Origin of the sequence: Rhizobium sp. SRDI969, assembly GCF_025152725.1 — a bacterium.
Lineage (GTDB): Bacteria > Pseudomonadota > Alphaproteobacteria > Rhizobiales > Rhizobiaceae > Rhizobium > Rhizobium leguminosarum_I.
In genome coordinates, this window is the sequence record NZ_CP104035.1 from 1316761 (window position 1) to 1336509 (window position 19749).

Below are 19749 nucleotides of genomic sequence, written 5' to 3' on the forward strand. Positions count from 1 at the left end.
CGGCTTTGCAGGAGAATCCCTCTACGCTCTTTGTCGCGCTTTTGCGACAAGCTGGTGTCAAAAATTCATTCAAATTTCAGAATTTTTTTGATGCTGTTGCGACTCAGTTAACGCCAGCAACGCGGCGAAGACGACAAGCGACGAAAGCCATCCAAGGACAACGTCGGAAATGTAGTGCGCGCCGAAGGATAGCCGCATCGCCGGGGTGAGGATCGAGATCGCCGCCACAGGCGCCGCCAGCGCATAACGCAGCCGTTTGGGAACGAAGAGCAGAAGGCAGATGAGCCAGCCGGCGCTTGCTGCCTCGCCCGAGATAAACGAACAGTTCGAAACGCATTTGCCGGCAAGCGAACCGGCCTCGACGAAATGCAGTGCACCGCCGAATATGTCCGTCTGTATCGGCCGCGGCCGGCCCCAATGTTCCTTCAGGATGACATTGACCAGCAGCACCGGCCCGATCAGCAGCGTTCCGAGCGCGACTTTGAGCTTTTGCGCCCGCTCGGCGTTGAAGGTCGCACCGTGCTGCTGATAGCATTCGACGAGTTTCCACAGCATCACGATTGCCACCACATAGGGCAGCCGGAAGAAGACGGTACGCAGCAGGTCGAAGGTCGCGACGTCGCGATAGGGAAAGCCGCCGCAGATGCTCCCAGTGGCGGCCGTCGCGTCGCAATCTGCACCCACGAAAAAAAGCTGGGAAAAATAGATGTCTATTCCGGGGAAGGCGCGGAACACCACAAGCAGCGCCCACCACGTCCAAAACAGCAGCATGAAGGCACCGAAAGTCGTTTTCGGCAGGCGGATTGCCACGTCCGGCCATCGATTTTTCGAAAAAACTGTCAACGCGAATATCTACGAAACTGACGAAAACATGAGGGCCATGATGGCCGCGGGCGACCATAACAATTGTCGCAAGCCATTGACAGACCCGCCAAACGCGAAATTATCCGCGAGGGGCGGATTTCAAAGAATCCCAGCGGAGAAGACATGTCAGTAAAGTTGGAAATTTCATTCTCGAAGTCGGCAAAGCTCAATGGCGGCCTGGCGATCCTGTTGAAGACTGCGGAGGCCGACGGCGCTGCCGGCGCCGAAGCGGTCGATCCGGCAGGCGTGATCGCCAAGGCTGCCAGGATCGCCCGGTTCTCCGCGAAATCCATGGCCGCGCTCGATATCGTTGCCCCCGAAGGCGCGCCCGTCGAGCGCATCGTGGTCGTCGGACTTGGCAAGGCCGCCGAACTCACTGCCCATGACTGGCTGAAGGCCGGTGGTGCTGTGGCATCGAGAATCAAGAACACCGACAAGGCTGCTGCCTTCATCGACGTGCCTGGGCTTGAGACGAACGCGCGGGCAGCCGCCGATTTCGCGCTCGGCATGCTGCTGCGCGCCTATAGCTTCGATACCTACAAGACGAAGAAGGGCGACGAGGAGGAGAAGCCGGCGAAATCCGTCAAGGTGACGATCGTCACCGCCGATCCGGCTGGTGCCAAGAAGGCGTTTTCCGATTCCGAAGCGATTGCCGGCGGCGTCAATCTTGCCCGCGACCTCGTCAACGAACCGCCGAACGTGCTCGGCCCCGTCGAGTTCGCCGCCAAGGCGAAGGAGCTGGAAAAGCTCGGCGTCGAAGTGGAAATCCTGACGGAGCGGGAGATGCGACGCCTTGGGATGGGCGCCCTTCTCGGCGTAGCCCAGGGCTCCGTGCGCCCGCCGCGCCTGGCGGTCATGCAGTGGAAGGGCGGCAAGGGCAAGGATCGTCCCGTGGCTTTCATCGGCAAGGGCGTCGTCTTCGATACAGGCGGCATTTCGATCAAGCCGGCCGCCGGCATGGAGGACATGAAGGGCGATATGGGCGGTGCGGCAGCCGTCACCGGCCTCATGCATGTGCTCGCCTCCCGCAAGGCCGCCGTTAACGCGGTCGGCATCATCGGCCTGGTCGAGAACATGCCCGACGGTAACGCCCAGCGTCCGGGCGACATCGTCACGTCAATGTCGGGCCAGACGATCGAGGTGATCAACACCGATGCCGAGGGCCGCCTCGTGCTTTGCGATGCGCTCTGGTATTGCAACGACCGCTTCAAGCCGCAGTTCATGATCAATCTCGCCACGCTGACCGGGGCAATCGTCGTCGCGCTCGGCAATGTCCATGCCGGCCTGTTCTCCAATGACGACCAGCTTTCCGCCCAACTGACGGCCGCCGGCCTTTCGAGCAATGAGAAGCTCTGGCGGATGCCGCTCGGCAGGGACTACGACAAGTTGATCGACAGCAAATTCGCCGATATGAAGAACACCGGCGGCCGACAGGCCGGCTCGATTACGGCCGCGCATTTCCTCAAGCGCTTCGTGCAGGAGACGCCGTGGGCGCATCTCGATATTGCCGGCACGGCGATGGGCTCGCCGCAGGACGAGATCAACCAGTCCTGGGGTTCCGGTTTCGGCGTGCGCCTGCTCGACGAACTCGTTCGCGCCCATTATGAATCCTGATGACGGACGTTCTCTTCTATCATCTGACCGAAACCAGGCTGGAGGACGCGCTTCCGCCGCTCATCGACAAAAGCGTCGAGCGCGGCTGGCGCGTTGTCGTCCAGACGCGCGAGCCGACGCGGCGCGATGCTCTCGACCAGCATCTCTGGACTTTCCGCCAGGAGAGTTTCCTGCCGCATGGTACCGACGAGGCCGATTTTGCCGAAAGCCAGCCGGTGCTTTTGACGGTGACGCCAGACAATGCCAATGCAGCGACCGTGCGTTTCATCGTCGACGGCGCCGAGCCGCCGCCGGCCGACGCCTATGAGCGCATCGTCTTCATGTTCGACGGTCACGATCAGGAGCAACTGGAAGCCGCCCGTGCGCAGTGGAAGAAGCTGAAAGGCGAGGGGCATAACCTTACCTATTGGCAGCAGACGTCAGAAGGGCGGTGGGAGAAGAAGGCCTGACCGTTTTGCCACGATACTACAGCATGGCGCGTCTTTTCAGACGCGCCAGGACGCCGTAACGCTTCGAATGCCGCTTGAAACCTTCCAGCTTCGTTCTCGCGCGCCGGCGGAAGCCGTTATCCCTACGACCCTTTGTCCTCGTCGAGGTTCGTCAGGATGTTGAGGGGGACGATCCCTCCCGCACCTTCCGACGGATTAAGCGCTTCCACTGCCAAAACCCGCTTTCCATTCGGACTGACAAAAGCGAAGGACCACGCCTTGTCGGCGAAGGTGCTGACCGGCATTTCCGCCCAGCCGGCTTGATGGACAAGGCGGTCGGCATAATAGGCCTTGATGGTCTGCGGGTCGGTGGTGCTGGCGAGATTGCGGGCCAGTATCCGCACGGACTTCTCTCCGAACCGCCCTTCCAGTTGGCCCAGCACTTTTCGGGTGGCCTGCCAATCCTGAGCCTGGGTCGCCGATCCGAAGGAATATTCCTCGGATCGGGAAACGCCCGGTGCATCAGGAGGCATGACGTCCAGTTCGCTCGAACATACTGCAAGGCCGAGAAGCGGCACCACAAGGATGCCAATCTTCAACACGCGGAAAAATCGGCCCTTGCGGCGGATTTTGTTGCTCATGAGCGGCTGCCCCCGAACATAATTGCCATAGGCCGGCAAATCTTGCCGGTTTCTATGACGTTATTGCGACGCTCAGTCGTGGAACGCGTCGACGAATTTCCGCTTGCCGAGCATGAAGGCATCGGCGACGTGGCGCAGCGGTGCGAGGTCGACATCCGATTTGCCGGCCTTGATGATTTCGGCGAATCGACGGTAGAGCGACGGATATTCCTGCTCCGGCTCGGCGAATGTCAGCGCGCCGTCGATCAGAAGCTTGGCGCCGCCCTCGGCGAGCACCATCTGGCCGGCTGCCGTCTCCGCGACGATATCCCAGCTTTGCTTGCCGGTCTGGCGCCAGTCGAATTCGGCGTGAACCGGCAGGCCGTCGGCATTGCGGAAGCGAATGTCGGCCGCGATCGGCGCATCGCGATTCTCAGGAAATTCGAGCACGGCCTCGGTGATGAAGATCGGCCGCGGCAGGATATGGGTGACGATCGACAGCGCGTTGATACCGGGATCGAAAACACCGAGGCCGCCAGCCTGCCAGATCCAATCCTGGTTCGGATGCCAGTGGCGGACATCCTCCTTCCAGATCACATGCGCGCTTTTGATCGTCGTCGAAGCAAGAAATGCCTTGGCGGCCTCGACGGCCGGCGCATATCGCGAATGCCAGCTGGCAAAGAGCGACGCACCCTGCTTGCTCGCCAGTGCTTCGAGATCGGCCACTTCGCTCAGCGTCGCGCCAGGCGGCTTTTCCAGGAAGACGTGCTTGCCGGCGACGAGCGCCTTATAGGCGGCCTCGTAGCGATATTGCGGCGGCATGCAGAGCGAAACGGCATCGATCGAGGGCTCGGCGTCGAGCATCGCCTCGATCGTCGTATAACTCTTGACGCCTTCGACCGTGCCGTGGCGGCTTGCCGTGGCGACGAGTTCGAAATCCGGGTTCTTGGCGATGGAGGGAAGGTGCTGGTCGCGGACGATCTTGCCGACGCCGACGATGGCGAGGTTGATTGGAGACATGGTGTTTCGCTCGAGCCTGTATGAAAAGTATGATTATTGACTTGGTTTGTATCAGAAAGAGGAGCGCCGACAAGCTCTCCTGCTCCATTCTATCGCATGATGGTTTGGCGAAGGAAGCTGTAGCCCATTGCTGCGCGGGCGGCGCGCTCTTCGGAATTGCCGTCGCCGCCATGCCCGCCCGAACCGAATTCATGGAAGAGCGGCCGGTGTCCTTTCTCCTCCAGCAGCGCGGCAAAGCGGCGCGCATGCGAGGGATGCACGCGGTCGTCATTGGCCGAGCTTTCGACGTAGATCGGCGGATAGCTGACCTCGGTCGCCGGCTTGACATTGTGAAGCGGCGAATAGCCGAGCATGAAATCCCGGTCCACGGGCGTCTCCGGGTCGCCGTACTCGTCCATCCAGGCTTGCCCTGCGCTGAACAGGTGGAAGCGTGTCATGTCGAGAACCGGCACCTGGCACCAGACGGCACCGAAATCGTCGGGATAACGCGTCAGCATCACGCCGGTCAGCAGGCCGCCGTTGCTGCCGCCCTGGCAGGCAATCCGCGACGGTACGGTGTAGCCGCGGGCGACGAGATCGCGAGCGATGGCGACGAAATCGGCAAACGCCCGGTCTCGCCCCTGCCGCTTGGCGCTGCGATACCAGTCCGGCCCGAATTCGCCGCCGCCGCGGATATAGGCCTGCACATAGGCACCGCCTTGCTCCAGCCAGCGTCCTGTCACGCCTGAATAGCTCGGCGACAGCGAAACATCGAATCCGCCATAGCCGTACAACAGGACCGGCAGCGCGCCCTTGGTCCACTGCTTCGGCAGGACCAGCCGGTAGGCAACCCTCGTTCCATCCTCGGAAACAGCCTCCAGCAGTTCGGATGACATGTCGGTCGCATCGAAATAGCTTGGCGCCGCGGCGACGAAAATCAGTTCGGCCTGCTTGCTGCGATCCGACAGCTCGAGGCGATAACAGGCGGGAGGCTGCAGGAAGCCCTGGCCGACGATGTGGAGCGTATCGTCGCCAAGATGCAGATCCGCATGGAGCGGCCTGAAGTGAGCCGTCTGCATGTCCGCCGGTAGCGCGATCTCGCGCTGTTCGGCATCGGGCCTCGTCAGGTCGAGCACCATGAGACGCGGACGCAGCCGATCGGAGATGAGGAAGACGCACCATTCGCGCATCAGCATCATTTGCGAAATGGACTGGCCCTCGGCAGGCTGAAACAGGATCCGTTCCGGCCCGAGCAGGGCCGTCTCAGAGCCGGGATCGAAGCGTTGCAGCACGAGGCTGCCGGTCGCAACGCGCTCATCGGTCTTTGCCCGCCAAAGGCAATGATCGCGATTGAACTGGAAATCGGCCTCGGCGGGCAGATCGATGCGCCGCCGCGTCCCGTCGCTGGCGATCAGGAAAGCGCTGGCGACGCCGATCTCGTGGGCGGCGACGAAAATGTCGATCAATTCGTGACCCGCCGAAGCGCCTGACAGGGCAGGGTCGATGACGAGATTGAAGCCGTAGACGTCCTCATCTGCTGCTTCGAACATGACGGCGGCATCTTCCGGCCGCTGCCCGCGCTTCAATCGCCGCCCGACCCGCGGCCACCCGGAACGGGTCGCCGAAAACCGGTCGATGGAACCGAAATAGCAGATTTCGTCGCGGCTCAGCCAAGTGGCATGCGATCGTGCGGCCGGGGTGTCGAAGCCGCCCTCGACGATCTGTCTCCGCTCGGCATCGAATTCGAGCAGCCGGAGAAGGTCGGAGCCGCCGTCCGAAAGTGTGAGCAGCACCCGCGTGGGTTCCCACGGGCAGGTGACGGCACCGCGCCAGTTCCAGCGCTTGCCTTCCCTCACGCAGAAGGCGTCGAGATCGAAGGCCGGCTCCCAGGCGGCGTCCGGCAGCGGCTCCTGGTCCGCCGGCAGGCGGAGCCAGACGCCGAGAGGATTGTCCTTGCTCTGGCGGAAATCGAACAGCCACTCGCCTCGGCGCATCGGAACGGTCAGCCTGTCTTGCCGCTCGATCAGCGCCTTGATCGCGTCGCGATCGCCAGCGAATTCCGGAGTTTTCAACGCCGCGTCGGAAAGCGCGTTGTGTTCGTCGATGAACTGGCGGGTGCGCGGATCGTCGTCCGTTTCGAGATGAAGGTTCATGTCCGGCCTGCCAGCTTCCGTTGATGTCGGACAGATCTAGGCAGCCGACCCCGAATTGGCAACCCGCCTTACTGCGCCGCGCGTCTCTTCAGATGCGCGAAGGACGCCGTAACACTTTGAATCTTAGCATAGGCCCGAAGATCGATTTCGATTTTCGGGCTCATGCGCTAGCGGGTCGTCACGAAATCGGCCGAGGCGACGACGGTGTTCGGCACCTCGGTCTTCTTGAATTTCAGCGTCACCACCTTGTAACCTTCGGCTTCGAGTTTCGAGAGCAGGGTCGGTAGCATCGTCGCCGTGCGTTTGTGGATGTCATGCATCAGGATGATGCCGCGGCCGCGCTTGTGCAAGAGGTTCATCGTCCGCTGGGTTATGGAGACCGGCGTCGTGGTGAAGTAGTCCTTGCTGTCGATATCGACATCCATGACCACCATGTCGCGCATGGCGATCGCGGCGCGCAGCCTGTGGCTCTCGGCAAGATAAGGGAAGCGGAAGAAGGAGACGTCGGTTCCGGTCGCCTTGGTCACCGCCAATTCGCCCTTGATCACCTCGGCCATCGCCGCGTCGAAACTCAGCGAACTCAGGTTGGCGTGGTCATAGGTGTGGCTGCCGATCGTGTTGCCATCCTGGGCGACCTTGCGGGCGAGCGCCGGATGCATATCGGCCATCTCGCCGACCATCATGAAGGCACCCTTGACGCCGAACTGGTCGAGGATTGCCAGCACCTTGTCGGTCCGGCCAGGGATCGGGCCGTCGTCGAAGCTGAGGATCACTTCCTTGTCCTGCAGCTTGAGATCTGCGAGCGAGGAGACCTCCAGTATCCGTCCGGCCAGATGATGCGGGCCGGCAAGGCGCGGGGTCGCATCGTCGCCGGCATAGGCAAGTTTCCGCTCTTCGGGCGCGATCACCGACGAGGTCTTGATCGTGGTATCGGGAGCGGCTTGTCTGGCGGTGCTGCAGGCGGAGAGGGCGGCCGTGAGGGCCATGCAGGACAGAACGAAAAAACGATACATGGAAAGGGCTCAACAAATCGGTAATGAATGTTGAGACAACCTTTCGGATTATGGTTAACGATCGGTTGAGATCGGCAAAAATTGTGTTGTAGCGCGGCACTTCGCCACGCTTTCCTTAAGACTTGTGACTATCCCGCCATCGCTTCTTCGTATTCGGCAGACAGCATCAGCCAGTCTTCCTCGGCAGCCGCCAGTTTTGCCGCAGCTTCGCCGCGCTGCTTTGCCTTCTCGGCCGCTTTAGTGGGCGTCTTCTCGTAAAGGGCCGGGTCCGCAAGTTCCGCGTCAAGCGCCTGAATCTGTTTCTCCAGCTTCGCCGTCAAGGATTCGATTTCATTGATCTTTTTCCTGAGCGGCGTCAGCGAGGCGCGACGTTCGGCATTGAGCTTGCGCTGGTCGGCCTTCGACGTCGCGTCTTCAGCTAGCTGCGGCCTTTCTTCTTTTTTTTTACCGGAAGTGACGATGAGGTCGCGGTACTCGTCCATATCGCCTTCGAAGGTCGTCACCGTACCGCCATTGACCAGCCACAGCCGATCGACCGTCGCCTCGATCAGATGGCGATCGTGCGAGATCAGGATGACGGCGCCTTCGTAGTCGTTCAGCGCCTCGATCAGCGCGCGGCGGCTGTCGATGTCGAGGTGGTTGGTCGGCTCGTCGAGGATCAGCAGGTTGGGCGCGTTGAAGGCGGCAAGCCCCATCAGCAAGCGGGCTTTTTCGCCGCCGGAAAGATCCTTGGCGGCCGTCGCCATCTTCTCGGTCGCAAGCCCCATCTGGGCGACGCGGGCGCGCACCTTGGCTTCCGGCGCGCCGGGCATCAGGCGGCGCACATGCTCCACCGACGATTGCTCGGGGATGAGGTCGTCGAGCTGGTGCTGCGCGAAGAAGCCGATCTTCAGGCTCGGCGCGATCTTCACTTCGCCGCTCTCCGGCGCCAGCCGGCCGGAGATGAATTTGGCGAAGGTCGATTTGCCGTTGCCGTTCGAGCCGAGCAGGGCGATGCGGTCGTCATTGTCGATGCGCAGATTGAGGTTCTTCAGGATCGGATTGCCGGGCTCGTAGCCGACGGCGCCGCTCTGGATCGCGACGATCGGCGAAGCCGGCTGCTTTTCCGGCTCGGGAAACGTGATCGGCTGCACATGGTCCTCGATGACAGCGGCGACCGTTCCCATGCGCTCCAGCGCCTTGACGCGCGATTGCGCCTGCCGGGCCTTCGAAGCCTTGGCCTTGAAGCGATCGATGAAGCCCTGCAGATGTTTGCGCGCCGCGTCGTTCTTGGCTTTGGCTTTCGTCTGCAGCTCGTCGGCTTCCGCCTTCTGCCGCTCGAACTGATCGTAACCGCCGCGATAGAAGGTGAGCTTCTTCTGGTCGAGATGGACGATCGCATTGACCGCGTTGTTCAACAGGTCGCGATCGTGGCTGATGATGATGACGGTATGCGGGTAGCGCCTGACATAGTCTTCCAGCCACAGCGTGCCTTCGAGGTCGAGATAGTTGGTCGGCTCGTCGAGCAGAAGTAGATCCGGCTCGGAAAACAGCACGGCGGCAAGGGCGACGCGCATGCGCCAGCCGCCGGAGAAGGAGGAGGCGGGGCGAGCCTGCGCCTCTTTGTCGAAGCCGAGGCCGGCAAGAATGCTCGCCGCACGCGCTTCGGCCGAATGCGCGTCGATATCGACGAGGCGCATCTGGATTTCGGCGATGCGGTGCGGATCGGTTGCCGTTTCCGCCTCGGCAACGAGGGCGGTACGTTCCTTGTCCGCGGCAAGCACGATCTCGATCAGCGCGTCTTCGGTCGCCGGCGCTTCCTGCGCCACCTGGCCGATGCGTGCGGCCTTCGGGATCGACACCGTTCCGCTCTCCGAGCCGAGATCGCCGGTGATGACGCGAAAAAGCGTGGACTTGCCGGCGCCGTTGCGCCCGACGAGCCCAGCCTTCGTGCCTGAAGGCAGCGAAACGCTGGCATTGTCGAGAAGCAGGCGCCCGGCAATGCGGGCGGAAATATCGGTGAGCGTGATCATGGCCGGCGTTTTGGCTGAAAGCGCTCGCCAAGGCAAGAGCGCTTATCCCCGCGCCAAGCTTGCTTGTGCGCCGCAAGTTTGCTTGTCCCGCGGCCAGAACACGTGTCCGCCGCCTCAGCGGCCGAAAGCCTGCACCGGCAGTCGGGGGTTCGATTGCGCGGCGAGAAGCGCCACGCGAGCATTGGCCTGCAACTGCCCTGGCGTTGCCGCATCGGTGCTGAGCGCCACGCCGATCGAGATGGTGAGCCTGCCGCGATCGGTCTTGTCGGATGTCGCGAAGACCAGATTGTCTTCGACGGAGGCGCGCAGGCGCTCGGCAATCGCCATCGCATCCTGCATGCCGACATTGGAAAACAACAGGGCGAATTCATCACCCTGGGTGCGGGCAATGAAATCGTTTTTCTTGATCGACTTCTGGAGGAGGCCGGCGAGCTTCTTCAGGAGCTTGTTGCCTGCCTGCGTGCCGTATTTGTCGTTGAGATCGGTGAATTTGTCGATATCGATCATGATCAGTGCGCTGCCGGCGGCACCTTCTTCCCGCTCGTAGAGATCGGCGATCGTCCGGTTCAGCGCAATGCGGTTCGGAAGTCCGGTGATCCTGTCGGCGATGGCGGCCGATTGCATTGCCGAAATGCCGCGCTCCAGCGTTTCCAGCGTCTTGATATCGTCCTGCAGCTTCGCGCCGATTTCCATCTCGGCCGCAAGAACGGTCGAAAGCGACGCAGTGAGATAATCGACCTCGCTGAGGAAAGCGGCAAGGCTCTGGTCGCTCTGGCCGGAAACGGATTTCAGGATAGCGCTGCAGGCGCGCGCAAAGGTATTCTTGTGCTTCAGCCCTTCGGCAAGCCTTTCCGCCACATCGCGCAGCATTCGGCTCGCCTCATTCCGTGAGGTCTCGCCTGCCAGCCCGCAATGGCCGACGAGGCGGTATCTCAGGCCGAGCTCGTCGAGCATGGGCTGTTGCGGCTGCGGTCCGAGTGCTGCGATATCCTGCGCAAGGCCGGCATTCAGCCCGACGATCACCTCGTGAAAGAGCTCGTAATTGCGCGGCAGCGCGGCGACGTTGAGGCGCGCCATGTGCTGGGCGATCTTCTGAATATCCCCCTTCGGCGCCGGGCGCACAGCCTCGCGCGGCAACAATGCGTTTGCGCTTGCATTCTGCATGACGATCCCTCGCGACCCAGCCTCATCTCTCACATCACGTTATGCCCGTAAGCTTTTAAGAGAGGCTGAACTTTCGCCGGGATAGCCCAGGATTGGCGGCAGAACCGGCAATGGCGGTTAATTCAGTCTTGATGGCCAGACCATGACTCCGAAAAGTGGGAGGCTTCTTAATTTAGATCGTGCCTCACATCCACTCGCAACCCTCGCTGCGCAGGAAGTAGATGAGATCAAGCGTAAGGCTCGGCTTGGCGAGCGCGGTCAGCGTCATGTGGCACTGGCCGCGATGATGGGTCTGGTGGTTGAAGAGATGCGCAAGCGCTGGAGCCAGCGGCTGGGTGAATTCGCCCGGCTGCGTCACCGGCACATAGGTGAAGTCGGCGGCAAGAGCTGCCTCGTCCAGCGTGTCCATCCAGGCAATGATACGCTCGTCCTCGATTTTGCGCGCGGCGGCAAGCGCATCCAGATCTTCGAAGAGCACAGCATTCAGCGTCGTCGGTGCCTCGCCGGTACCGGTGAAGCGCTTCATCCATATCCGGTCTGCGGCGAGCAGATGATTGAGCGTGCGATGCAACGAGCCGAAGAAGGCGCCACGGTCGCTGCGGAATTCTGCATCGCTGAGTTCGGCCGCAGCCGCATAGACTTGGCGGTTGGCCCAGCGATTATAGGCGGCGAACATCCTGTAATGTCTGAGCATCCTGTCCCTCCCGTGTCGTAGCGGCAGTCTAGCCGGTTTCCGCAGAAAGCCGAGTGATGACGCCATGAAATTTCCTGATGATCGCAGGCGCTTTCTGTCGTGGAATGGATAGAGCTGCGATCTCGAAAGGACTGTCATGACCAGAGCCCTCTATTCCCTCTGCGGCGCCGACGAGCGGCGCTTCTTTTCGCCCCATTGCTGGAAGGCTGTCATGGCGCTCGCGCACAAGCGGCTCGATTTCGAGGAGATTCCGACCACCTATGCCCGCATCAGCGCGATCGGCGGCGGCGTCTCGTCGATCGTGCCCGTTCTCGACGACAATGGCCGGCTGGTCTCCGACAGCTTCGACATTGCGCTCTATCTGGAGGAGGCCTATCCCGAGCGGCCGTCACTGTTCAACGGCGAAGGCGGCAAGGCGTTGTCGCGGATGGTGGAAGGCTATTCGCAGATGATCATCCATCCGGCGATCATGCGCATCGCCCTTCTCGACATCCATACGAACCTCGACGAGGGAGACAAGGCCTATTTCCGCGAAAGCCGGGAGGCTCGGCTCGGCAAGCCGTTGGAAATGGCTGCCGCCGATAGCGAGGTGGAGAAGGCCGCCTTCGGCGCCAGGCTGGAGCCGCTCCGGCACATGCTGAAATTCCAACCCTTCATCGGCGGGCAGACACCGCTCTTTGCCGACTATATCGTCTTCGGCGCGCTGCAATGGCTGCGTGTCTCCGCCGGTCTCGCCATGCTGGCTGCCGACGATCCCGTCATGGCCTGGTTCGAACGATGCCTCGATCTTCACCAAAGCCGCGGCAGGACTGTGACAGCGGCGTGAAATTGCCGCCTACCTCTTGTTTTCGGGCGTTGGGGCGGGTAAAGACCGCCCACTTTTCCCGAGAAAACAGAGGATTTGACTATGGCGATTGAACGCACCTTCTCGATGATCAAGCCTGATGCAACCAAGCGCAACCTGACAGGCGCTATCACCAAGATGCTCGAAGATGCCGGTCTGCGTGTCGTCGCTTCCAAGCGCGTCTGGATGAGCCGTCGCGAAGCCGAAGGCTTCTACGCCGTTCACAAGGACCGTCCCTTCTTCGGCGAACTGGTCGAAGGCATGACCTCCGGCCCGACCGTCGTCCAGGTGCTGGAAGGCGAAGGCGCAATCCTCAAGAACCGCGAGATCATGGGCGCGACCAACCCGGCAAACGCTGACGAAGGCACGATCCGCAAGGTTCACGCTCTGTCGATCGGCGAAAATTCCGTTCACGGCTCGGATGCTCCTGAAACAGCTGCCCAGGAAATCAAGTACTGGTTCTCCGATACCGAAATCGTCGGCTGAGGCCACGCTTCGGCATTCGCCGGCAATGCCTTGAATTGACTCTCGAAAGCCGGGGCCTTGCTCCGGCTTTTTCTATACATTTCTCTATGCCGGGCATTTGTCGGTATTCGAGAAATCGACACTGCCATCAGGCTTGAAGACCTCCGGGTTCTTGTCATAAAGCGCGCCGACGACGAGCGGCTTGCTCGGCAGGACGGTCTGGTCGAGGTCGGACCGGAACTGCGTCTTCAATTCCTGCAGCACCTTGCCGTCCTTGTCGACCAGCCGGACACTGACGGAATAGGGGCGGTCCTTGCGCACGCAGTGCAGTTTTTCGCTCTGCAGAGCGATCTTGTCGTCGATCGGGTAGATCTTCTGGTTCAGCACCAACGGATCGCCTCCTTGCGGATTTTCGAATTCGGCGATGATGACCGAGCCGTCGGGGATGGGGCCTGTCTTCTTCAGCGTCAGCAGATAGGTGGCGCTCGCCACCCGATAGTTGAAGACGAAGAGATGGCCGGTGACCTCGACCAGGTTTTCCGCCTGTCGCTGGCAGGCGGAAAGCAGAAGGGCCGCTGCTGCGACCACTACGATCATATATTTCTTCATGGCGTCTCCTCCTTCTTGCGGCGATAGTGACGGTTCGCCTTGGCGCGGTTGCCGCAGACCGCCATGTCGCACCAGGCCCGGCTTCTGTTCTTGCTGCGGTCGATGAACAGCCAGCCGCAATTGCCGCAGATCTTCATGCGCTCCGGATCGGGCATGGCGATCAGCCGCAGTGCCGAATGGGCGGTCGCCGCGGCCAGGCTGTTGGGGCCCGCGTCGCGCAATGTCTTCGCCAGCGCTTCCAGCAGCCCGGCCAGCAATTGGTCGTCGCCGCCATTCAGTATACGCTCGCGGAAATAGGCGTCGATCGCTTCCCGCAGCGCGATGAAATCCGCTTCGCTTTCCGCCGCCACCGGCGCGATATCGCCGAAAAGGGCGCGCTCGGCGCAGAATTCGGCTGCGGCGCGCGGAAAGCTCCGCATTTGATCCCTGACCGCGAAGCGGTCGATCCGCCGCGTTGCATCGTGGCGCAGAACGACGCTGTTGACGACATCGAGCGCCAATGCGCCGCCGGCAAAGCGGTGAGGGGTCCAGGAAAAGCTCATGATGAAATTATAACTAGCGAAATAGGTTTTACCAGTTATAATTTTAATGACGCGGAGTGTCTCGAATGGCCTATCTTCTGCAGCAGCTGGCGAATGCGGTTCCACTTGCTGCCCTCTATGCCGCGCTTGCCTTCGGTTATGCCGTCGCCTTTGGCGTGACGAAGCGGGCCGACATCACTTATGGGGCGATCTTTGCCTTCGCGGGCCAGATCCTGCTGCTCTTCACCGAACTTGCTTTCAACCGCTTCTGGTTGGTGCTGCCGGCCGCCCTTGCCGTCGGCGCCTGCGCTTCCATCGTCTATTCACTGGGGGCGGGCCTATGGATCGGCCGCTCGATCATGCTGCCGCTGGTCAGCAAATCGCCGAATACAGTCATCGTCGCCGCCCTCGGCATGATGATCGTGCTGATGGAGACTGCCCGGCTTGCCGCCAATACCCGCGCCATCTGGCTGCCGCCATTCCTGAACGACACGGTCGTCTTCTGGAGCGACGGCCCCTTCAAGGTGACGCTCACCCATATCCAACTGATCGACACGGCGCTGATGTGCGCCATCGTCGCGATCGGTACGCTGATCCTCAGGCGCACGGTCTGGGGCCGCATCTGGCGCGCCGTCACCGATGACCCGCTGGCAGCCGAACTCTGCGGCACCAGCGCCGACCGCGTCTTTCTCGTCGCCTATGCGGCAGCCGCTCTCGTCGCCACGATCTGCGGCATCCTCGCCACCTTCTATTACGGCTCGATGGATTTCGGCTCCGGCCTGATGTTCGGACTGAAGGTGCTGTTGATCGCAGCCGTCGGCGGCTACTCCGATCCGCTGCGCTCGGCCGGCGGCGCGGCCGCGCTTGCCGTCGCCGAAACCATGTGGGGCGCCTATGGCCCCTTCGTCTGGCGGGATCTGGTTATCTTCTCGCTACTCGTCCTGCTACTGGTCATGAGCCGCAGGGAGCGTGTGGTGCTCTAATTTACTAATTTACTTCCACTTGTCGCGCGCTGCGTCGTCGGCGTCCTTCGCCGCGACCCAGTCGCCGGTGGCACCACCCCTGGCGTGCTCTTTCTTCCAGAAGGGGGCAGCAGTCTTCAGGAAATCCATGACGAAATTGGCGCCGTCGAACGCCGCCTGCCGGTGCGGTGCGGCCGCGACGACGAGCACGATATTCTCGCCGGCGGCGATCTTCCCGTAGCGGTGGATGGCGGTGAGGCCGAGAAGTCCGAACCGCGCGATGGCCAGATCGCCGATGCGCCGCATCTCCGCTTCAGCCATGCCAGGATAATGCTCGAGTTCGAGGGCTGCCAGCGTCCCGCCTTCATCGCGGCAGAGGCCGGAAAAGGTGACGACGGCGCCGACGCCGGGTTTGCCCTTGGAGAGGCGATCGACCTCGGCTTGCAGGTCGAAGTCCTGCTGCTGAACGCGGATGGTGGGGATGATGGTCAATACAGCCTCCCTCTTCTCCCCAGCGGGGAGAAGATGTCCGAAGGACAGATGAGGGGGGTGAGTGGCGCAAGCCGCGAACGCACTGAGCGCAAGCGAAGGGCAGTACCTGCCGGGGCGGCCCCCTCATCCGCCCTTCGGGCACCTTCTCCCCGAGGGGAGAAGGGAAGGGAATATGCCGCACCGGATCTCATCCCAGTCATCCCCCCGTCATCGGCGGAAATATCCCGATCTCTTTCGCCCCTGATATCGGCTCGTCATGCTCGACATGCTCCATGTCGAGCGCCACGCGGATCATGTCGGGATATTGAAGTGCGGTCTCATATTCTTCGCCCAGCGTCTTCAAATGAGTGAGGAGATCGGCAACGGTGACGACGGAGGAGGGGAGGTCGATCTCCTCCTCGCCCTTGCCAATGCGCTCGCGCACCCAAGCGAAATAGATAAGCCGCGTCATTCCTCGTCATCCACGATATGTTTCAGTCCGGCGCGGAAATAATCATAGCCGGTGTAGATCGTCAGCAGCGCCGCGATCCACAGCAGCGCGATGCCCATCTGCGTCGTATAGGGGAAAATCTCGTCGCCGGCCGGGCCGGCGAGCAGGAAGGCGATGGCGACAAGCTGCAGCGTCGTCTTCCACTTGGCGATCCGCGTCACGGGTACGCTGACCTTCAGCGCCGCCAGATATTCGCGCAAGCCCGAAACCAGGATCTCGCGGCAGAGAATGGTGATCGCCGCCCAGATCGACCAGCCGGCGATCGTCTGGTCGGCCGCGACCAGCAGAAGAATCGAGGCTACCAGCAGCTTGTCGGCGATCGGGTCGAGCATGCGGCCGATATTCGACGTCTGGTTCCAGATGCGCGCGAGATAGCCGTCGAGGAAATCGGTGAGCGAGGCGATGACGAAGATCCACAGCGCCACCCAGCGCGCCGTGTTGCTGATCGACAGCCTGCCCTCGATGAAGAAGCAGAGAACGATCAGCGGCACGGCGAGGATACGGCCGTAGGTCAGAAGATTGGGAATGCTGTACGCACGCGATGCCATGGGATCGTTTCTCTGAATTGATGCGCTGCTACAGCGCCGCGCCTTTTTTCAGACGCGCCAAGGACGCTGTAACACTTTAGGACCTCCGCATCGTGCTCGGGTCGTTGCGGTAGATGACGGCTTTGGCCGCGGACCGTCAACATTCTTTCTGTCTTTTCACCGCCTTTGCGTGGAATTTGCGACGGACGCCGGTTATTTCGCGGCGTCGTCGTGGAAATGGTTATAGACCTGCCTGGCGACGGCTTCCGATATGCCTTCCACCGCCATCAGGTCGGACAGGGCGGCGCGCGAAACCGCCTTTGCCGTGCCGAAGTGCTGGAGCAGCGCGCGTTTGCGCGATGGGCCGATGCCGCCGATCTCGTCGAGCGGGTTTTTGATCATTTCCTTCTTGCGCCGAGCCCGGTGGGAGCCGATCGCGAAACGATGCGCCTCGTCGCGCATGCGCTGAATGAAATAGAGCACCGGATCGCGCGGCGGCAGCGTGAAGCTTTCTCGTCCCGGCGGGAAGAAGCGTTCGCGCCCGGCATCGCGGTCGATGCCCTTGGCGATGCCGATCGCCGTCACGCTCTCGGTGATGCCGAGTTCCGCAAGGATGGCGCGCACTGCCGTCATCTGCCCCTGGCCGCCGTCGATGAGGATCACATCGGGCCAGGTCGGGAAGGGCATGTCGGCAGCGTCGGGGGTGGTCGCCGCCTGCGCCGTCCGGTCAGGAATGCCTTCCTCCTTGATCAGCCGCGAGAAACGCCGCGTCATCACCTCCTTCATCATGCCGAAGTCGTCGCCGGGCGTGATGTCGGTCGATTTGATGTTGAACTTGCGGTACTGGTTCTTGACGAAACCTTCCGGCCCCGCGACCACCATGCCGCCGACGGCATTGGTGCCCATGATATGCGAATTGTCGTAGATCTCGATGCGCTGCGGCGTATAGGCAAGCTTGAACGTTTCCTTGAAACCTTCGAGCAGCCGCGACTGCGATGCCGTCTCGGCGAGCTTTCGCCCATGCGCCTCGCGCGCATTGCCGACGACATGGTCGACGAGATCGCGCTTCTCGCCGCGCTGCGGCACGAGGATGGAAACCTTGTGGCCGGCCTTTTCGCTGAGTGCTGCGGCGAGCAGTTCCAGCTCCTCGACCGTCTGCGACAGCATGATCTGCTTCGGCACCGGCTTATCGTCGTAGAATTGTGCGAGGAAGGAATTCAGCACTTCGGCGCTCGAAAGCTGCGGATCGGCCTTCGGGAAATAGGCGCGGTTACCCCAGTTCTGGCCGGTGCGGAAGAAGAACACCTGGATGCAGGAGATGCCGCCCTCATGATGGATGGCGAAAACGTCAGCCTCCTCGACGCCGGCCGGATTGATGCCCTGATGGCTCTGCACATGCGACAATGCCGCCAGGCGATCACGATAGATCGCCGCCCGCTCGAAGTCGAGGTCCTCGGCCGCCTGGTTCATCGCCTCGGCCATATGCGACTTCACCTTCTGGCTCTTGCCGGACAGGAAGTCCTTCGCCTCCTGCACCAGTTCGCCGTAACCCTCGTCGCTAACCTCATGCGTGCACGGACCGGAACAGCGCTTGATCTGGTAGAGCAGGCAGGGACGCGTCCGCGTTTCGAAGACGCTGTCGGTGCAGGTGCGGATCAGGAAGGCGCGTTGCAGCGAGTTGATCGTCCGCCCGACCGCGCCGGCCGAAGCGAAAGGTCCGAAATAGTCGCCCTTTCGCGCTCTGGCGCCGCGATGCTTGAAGATCGCCGGCGCCCGGTGGTCGCCGGTAATGAGAATATAGGGAAACGACTTGTCGTCGCGCAAAAGCACGTTAAAGCGCGGCCGCAAGCGCTTGATCAGATTCGCTTCCAGCAGCAGCGCTTCGGTTTCCGTGCGCGTCGTCACGAATTCCATGTTGGCCGTCTGGCGCACCATCTCGGCGATGCGGTTGGAATGCACGCGGCCGACGGCGTAATTGTTGACGCGCTTCTTCAGACTGCGCGCCTTGCCGACATAGAGCACGTCACCCTCGGCGTTGAACATGCGGTAGACGCCGGGGCTGTTGGGGAGCCGCTTGACGAATTCGGCGATCAGTTCCGCGCCGATAAGCCCGGTCTCGTTAAGGCTGCCCGCGTTCCAGTCGACCGCAGCCGCAAGCGGGGCGACGGCGGAAACGTCGCCTTCCACTTCGATATCGTCTTCGCTCTCATCCGTCTCGTCGTAGAGAACGCCGCCATCCGGCAGCTTTCGTCCATTCATTCCGTAATCTCCGCCACATCGGGCGTCTGCCAGGCGAGGTGCTGGCCGCCGTCGAGGGCAATCATCTGGCCGGTGATCGAGGGCGTGTCGTAAAGGAAGCGAATCGTTTGTCCGAATTCCTCCAGCGCCGGCCCTCGCTGCAAGATAAGGGCTGAGACCTGCGCTTGGAAGTCCTCCATCGCCTGCCGCTCGCTCGGCATCGAGGGGCCGGGGCCGATGGCATTGACGCGGATGCGTGGCGCCAACGCCTGTGCAAGCGTCTGCGTCGCCGTCCACAGCGCGGATTTGGAGAGGGTATAGGAATAGAAGCTGGGCCTCAGCGCCCAGACCCGCTGGTCGATGATATTGACGATCAGCCCTGCTGCCTCAGCGGGCATCTGCTGCGCGAAGGCCGCCGCAAGGATAGAGGGCGCACGGACATGCAGGTCGAAGTGCAATGCCCATGTGGCGGCATTGAAACTACGCGCGGAATCATGCTGGAAGACCGACGCATTATTGACGAGCAGATCGAGCGGTCCGAGCGCTTCCGACGCCTTCGCGACCAATGCGCCCGTTTCGCCGAGATCGCTAAGGTCGGCCTGCAGCGCGATCGCCCTTTGTCCCTTTTGCCGCAATTCCGCCACCAGCTCTTCGGCCTCACCGATGGAGCCGTTCGCGTGGATCGCAACGGAAAAGCCATTTGCGGCAAGGTCTTCGGCGATTGCCCGGCCTATTCTTTTTGCAGCCCCTGTTATAAGGGCCGAGCGAAGTCTTTTGTGGTTCAAAATCTTGCCTTCTGATCCCGCGAGTCTGTCAGCAGACTATATAGGGGCGGGCGGAGATTATATAAATAGGCCGTTGCGGTTGCGTCGGAGAGCCGGATATTCTATGTATTATTTAAGAATGCGATTTCCTAAAATAGGTATTTTAAGTTTAACTCTTCGGTAGGGTTAACAAAGTGTATGTTGCGCCAAAGCAACATCGAATTTCAGCCATGCGGCAGCCACAATGATATCACAATTTGGCTCTTTCAAATCCGC

The 19749-nt window shown here is 61.6% G+C and carries 20 protein-coding genes; 5 read left to right on the forward strand and 15 right to left on the reverse strand.

Going from position 1 to position 19749, the window contains the following annotated elements; translation table 11 throughout:
• Positions 1–69: 69 nt before the first annotated feature.
• Positions 70–843, reverse strand: coding sequence for a phosphatase PAP2 family protein (locus N2A41_RS06665; RefSeq protein WP_260110561.1), 774 nt, complete (start codon positions 841–843; stop codon positions 70–72).
• Positions 844–987: 144 nt separating this feature from the next.
• On the opposite strand from N2A41_RS06665, the gene N2A41_RS06670 reads away from it, so the two are divergent.
• Both N2A41_RS06670 and N2A41_RS06675 read left to right on the forward strand, forming a co-directional pair.
• Positions 988–2478 carry a leucyl aminopeptidase gene (locus tag N2A41_RS06670; protein WP_222384704.1) on the forward strand — a complete coding sequence of 497 codons (1491 nt, stop codon included), beginning with the start codon at positions 988–990 and terminating at the stop codon, positions 2476–2478.
• Positions 2478–2927: a DNA polymerase III subunit chi gene (locus tag N2A41_RS06675; protein WP_260110562.1), complete on the forward strand. Its 450-nt coding sequence runs from the start codon at positions 2478–2480 to the stop codon at positions 2925–2927. The genes N2A41_RS06670 and N2A41_RS06675 overlap by 1 nt, the downstream gene beginning before the upstream one ends.
• A gap of 122 nt (positions 2928–3049) precedes the next feature.
• Here N2A41_RS06675 and N2A41_RS06680 read toward each other — a convergent pair whose 3' ends face one another.
• The 7 genes from N2A41_RS06680 to N2A41_RS06710 form a co-directional block, all read right to left on the reverse strand.
• A complete protein-coding gene (locus N2A41_RS06680) occupies positions 3050–3547 on the reverse strand; it encodes a hypothetical protein (protein WP_222384809.1) in 498 nt (165 codons plus the stop codon).
• 72 nt (positions 3548–3619) lie between these two features.
• Positions 3620–4546, reverse strand: coding sequence for a Gfo/Idh/MocA family protein (locus N2A41_RS06685; RefSeq protein WP_170278208.1), 927 nt, complete (start codon positions 4544–4546; stop codon positions 3620–3622).
• Positions 4547–4635: 89 nt separating this feature from the next.
• Positions 4636–6678, reverse strand: a complete 2043-nt coding sequence (locus tag N2A41_RS06690; protein ID WP_260110563.1) for a prolyl oligopeptidase family serine peptidase — start codon at positions 6676–6678, stop codon at positions 4636–4638.
• Positions 6679–6845: 167 nt separating this feature from the next.
• Positions 6846–7691: a polysaccharide deacetylase family protein gene (locus tag N2A41_RS06695; protein ID WP_222293300.1), complete on the reverse strand. Its 846-nt coding sequence runs from the start codon at positions 7689–7691 to the stop codon at positions 6846–6848.
• A 128-nt stretch (positions 7692–7819) separates the two neighbouring features.
• Positions 7820–9703, reverse strand: coding sequence for an ABC-F family ATP-binding cassette domain-containing protein (locus N2A41_RS06700; protein WP_260110564.1), 1884 nt, complete (start codon positions 9701–9703; stop codon positions 7820–7822).
• Positions 9704–9817: 114 nt separating this feature from the next.
• The gene (locus N2A41_RS06705; protein WP_260110565.1) at positions 9818–10867 is read right to left on the reverse strand and encodes a GGDEF domain-containing protein; all 1050 of its coding nucleotides are present in this window, start codon (positions 10865–10867) and stop codon (positions 9818–9820) included.
• Positions 10868–11051: 184 nt separating this feature from the next.
• Positions 11052–11561 (reverse strand): DinB family protein, encoded by a 510-nt coding sequence (locus N2A41_RS06710; protein WP_260110566.1) that lies wholly within the window; start codon positions 11559–11561, stop codon positions 11052–11054.
• 136 nt (positions 11562–11697) lie between these two features.
• Here N2A41_RS06710 and N2A41_RS06715 point away from each other — a divergent pair, with 136 nt between their 5' ends.
• Both N2A41_RS06715 and ndk read left to right on the forward strand, forming a co-directional pair.
• A complete protein-coding gene (locus N2A41_RS06715; protein ID WP_260110567.1) occupies positions 11698–12387 on the forward strand; it encodes a glutathione S-transferase family protein in 690 nt (229 codons plus the stop codon).
• Between the two features lie 81 nt (positions 12388–12468).
• The gene (gene ndk, locus N2A41_RS06720; RefSeq protein ID WP_004680549.1) at positions 12469–12891 is read left to right on the forward strand and encodes a nucleoside-diphosphate kinase; all 423 of its coding nucleotides are present in this window, start codon (positions 12469–12471) and stop codon (positions 12889–12891) included.
• Between the two features lie 84 nt (positions 12892–12975).
• Here the strand turns inward: ndk and N2A41_RS06725 are convergent, their stop codons facing one another.
• Both N2A41_RS06725 and N2A41_RS06730 read right to left on the reverse strand, forming a co-directional pair.
• Positions 12976–13479: a hypothetical protein gene (locus N2A41_RS06725; protein WP_017963737.1), complete on the reverse strand. Its 504-nt coding sequence runs from the start codon at positions 13477–13479 to the stop codon at positions 12976–12978.
• On the reverse strand, positions 13476–14021 hold the full coding sequence (locus tag N2A41_RS06730; RefSeq protein WP_260110568.1) for a CGNR zinc finger domain-containing protein: 546 nt from the start codon (positions 14019–14021) through the stop codon (positions 13476–13478). The genes N2A41_RS06725 and N2A41_RS06730 overlap by 4 nt, the downstream gene beginning before the upstream one ends.
• Positions 14022–14086: 65 nt before the next feature.
• Between N2A41_RS06730 and N2A41_RS06735 the strand changes: the two genes are divergently transcribed.
• Entirely contained in the window at positions 14087–14983 is an 897-nt protein-coding gene (locus N2A41_RS06735) for a branched-chain amino acid ABC transporter permease (protein ID WP_222293310.1), read from the forward strand.
• A 9-nt stretch (positions 14984–14992) separates the two neighbouring features.
• Here N2A41_RS06735 and N2A41_RS06740 read toward each other — a convergent pair whose 3' ends face one another.
• The 5 genes from N2A41_RS06740 to N2A41_RS06760 form a co-directional block, all read right to left on the reverse strand.
• Positions 14993–15454 (reverse strand): molybdenum cofactor biosynthesis protein MoaE, encoded by a 462-nt coding sequence (locus N2A41_RS06740; RefSeq protein WP_260110569.1) that lies wholly within the window; start codon positions 15452–15454, stop codon positions 14993–14995.
• A gap of 196 nt (positions 15455–15650) precedes the next feature.
• Entirely contained in the window at positions 15651–15905 is a 255-nt protein-coding gene (moaD, locus tag N2A41_RS06745) for a molybdopterin converting factor subunit 1 (protein ID WP_260110570.1), read from the reverse strand.
• Positions 15902–16492 (reverse strand): CDP-diacylglycerol--glycerol-3-phosphate 3-phosphatidyltransferase, encoded by a 591-nt coding sequence (gene pgsA, locus N2A41_RS06750; RefSeq protein WP_017963742.1) that lies wholly within the window; start codon positions 16490–16492, stop codon positions 15902–15904. Before pgsA ends, moaD begins: the two co-directional genes overlap by 4 nt.
• A gap of 192 nt (positions 16493–16684) precedes the next feature.
• The gene (gene uvrC, locus N2A41_RS06755) at positions 16685–18730 is read right to left on the reverse strand and encodes an excinuclease ABC subunit UvrC (protein ID WP_260110572.1); all 2046 of its coding nucleotides are present in this window, start codon (positions 18728–18730) and stop codon (positions 16685–16687) included.
• Positions 18727–19494 (reverse strand): SDR family oxidoreductase, encoded by a 768-nt coding sequence (locus N2A41_RS06760; protein ID WP_017963744.1) that lies wholly within the window; start codon positions 19492–19494, stop codon positions 18727–18729. The genes uvrC and N2A41_RS06760 overlap by 4 nt, the downstream gene beginning before the upstream one ends.
• Between the last annotated feature and the right edge of the window lie 255 nt (positions 19495–19749).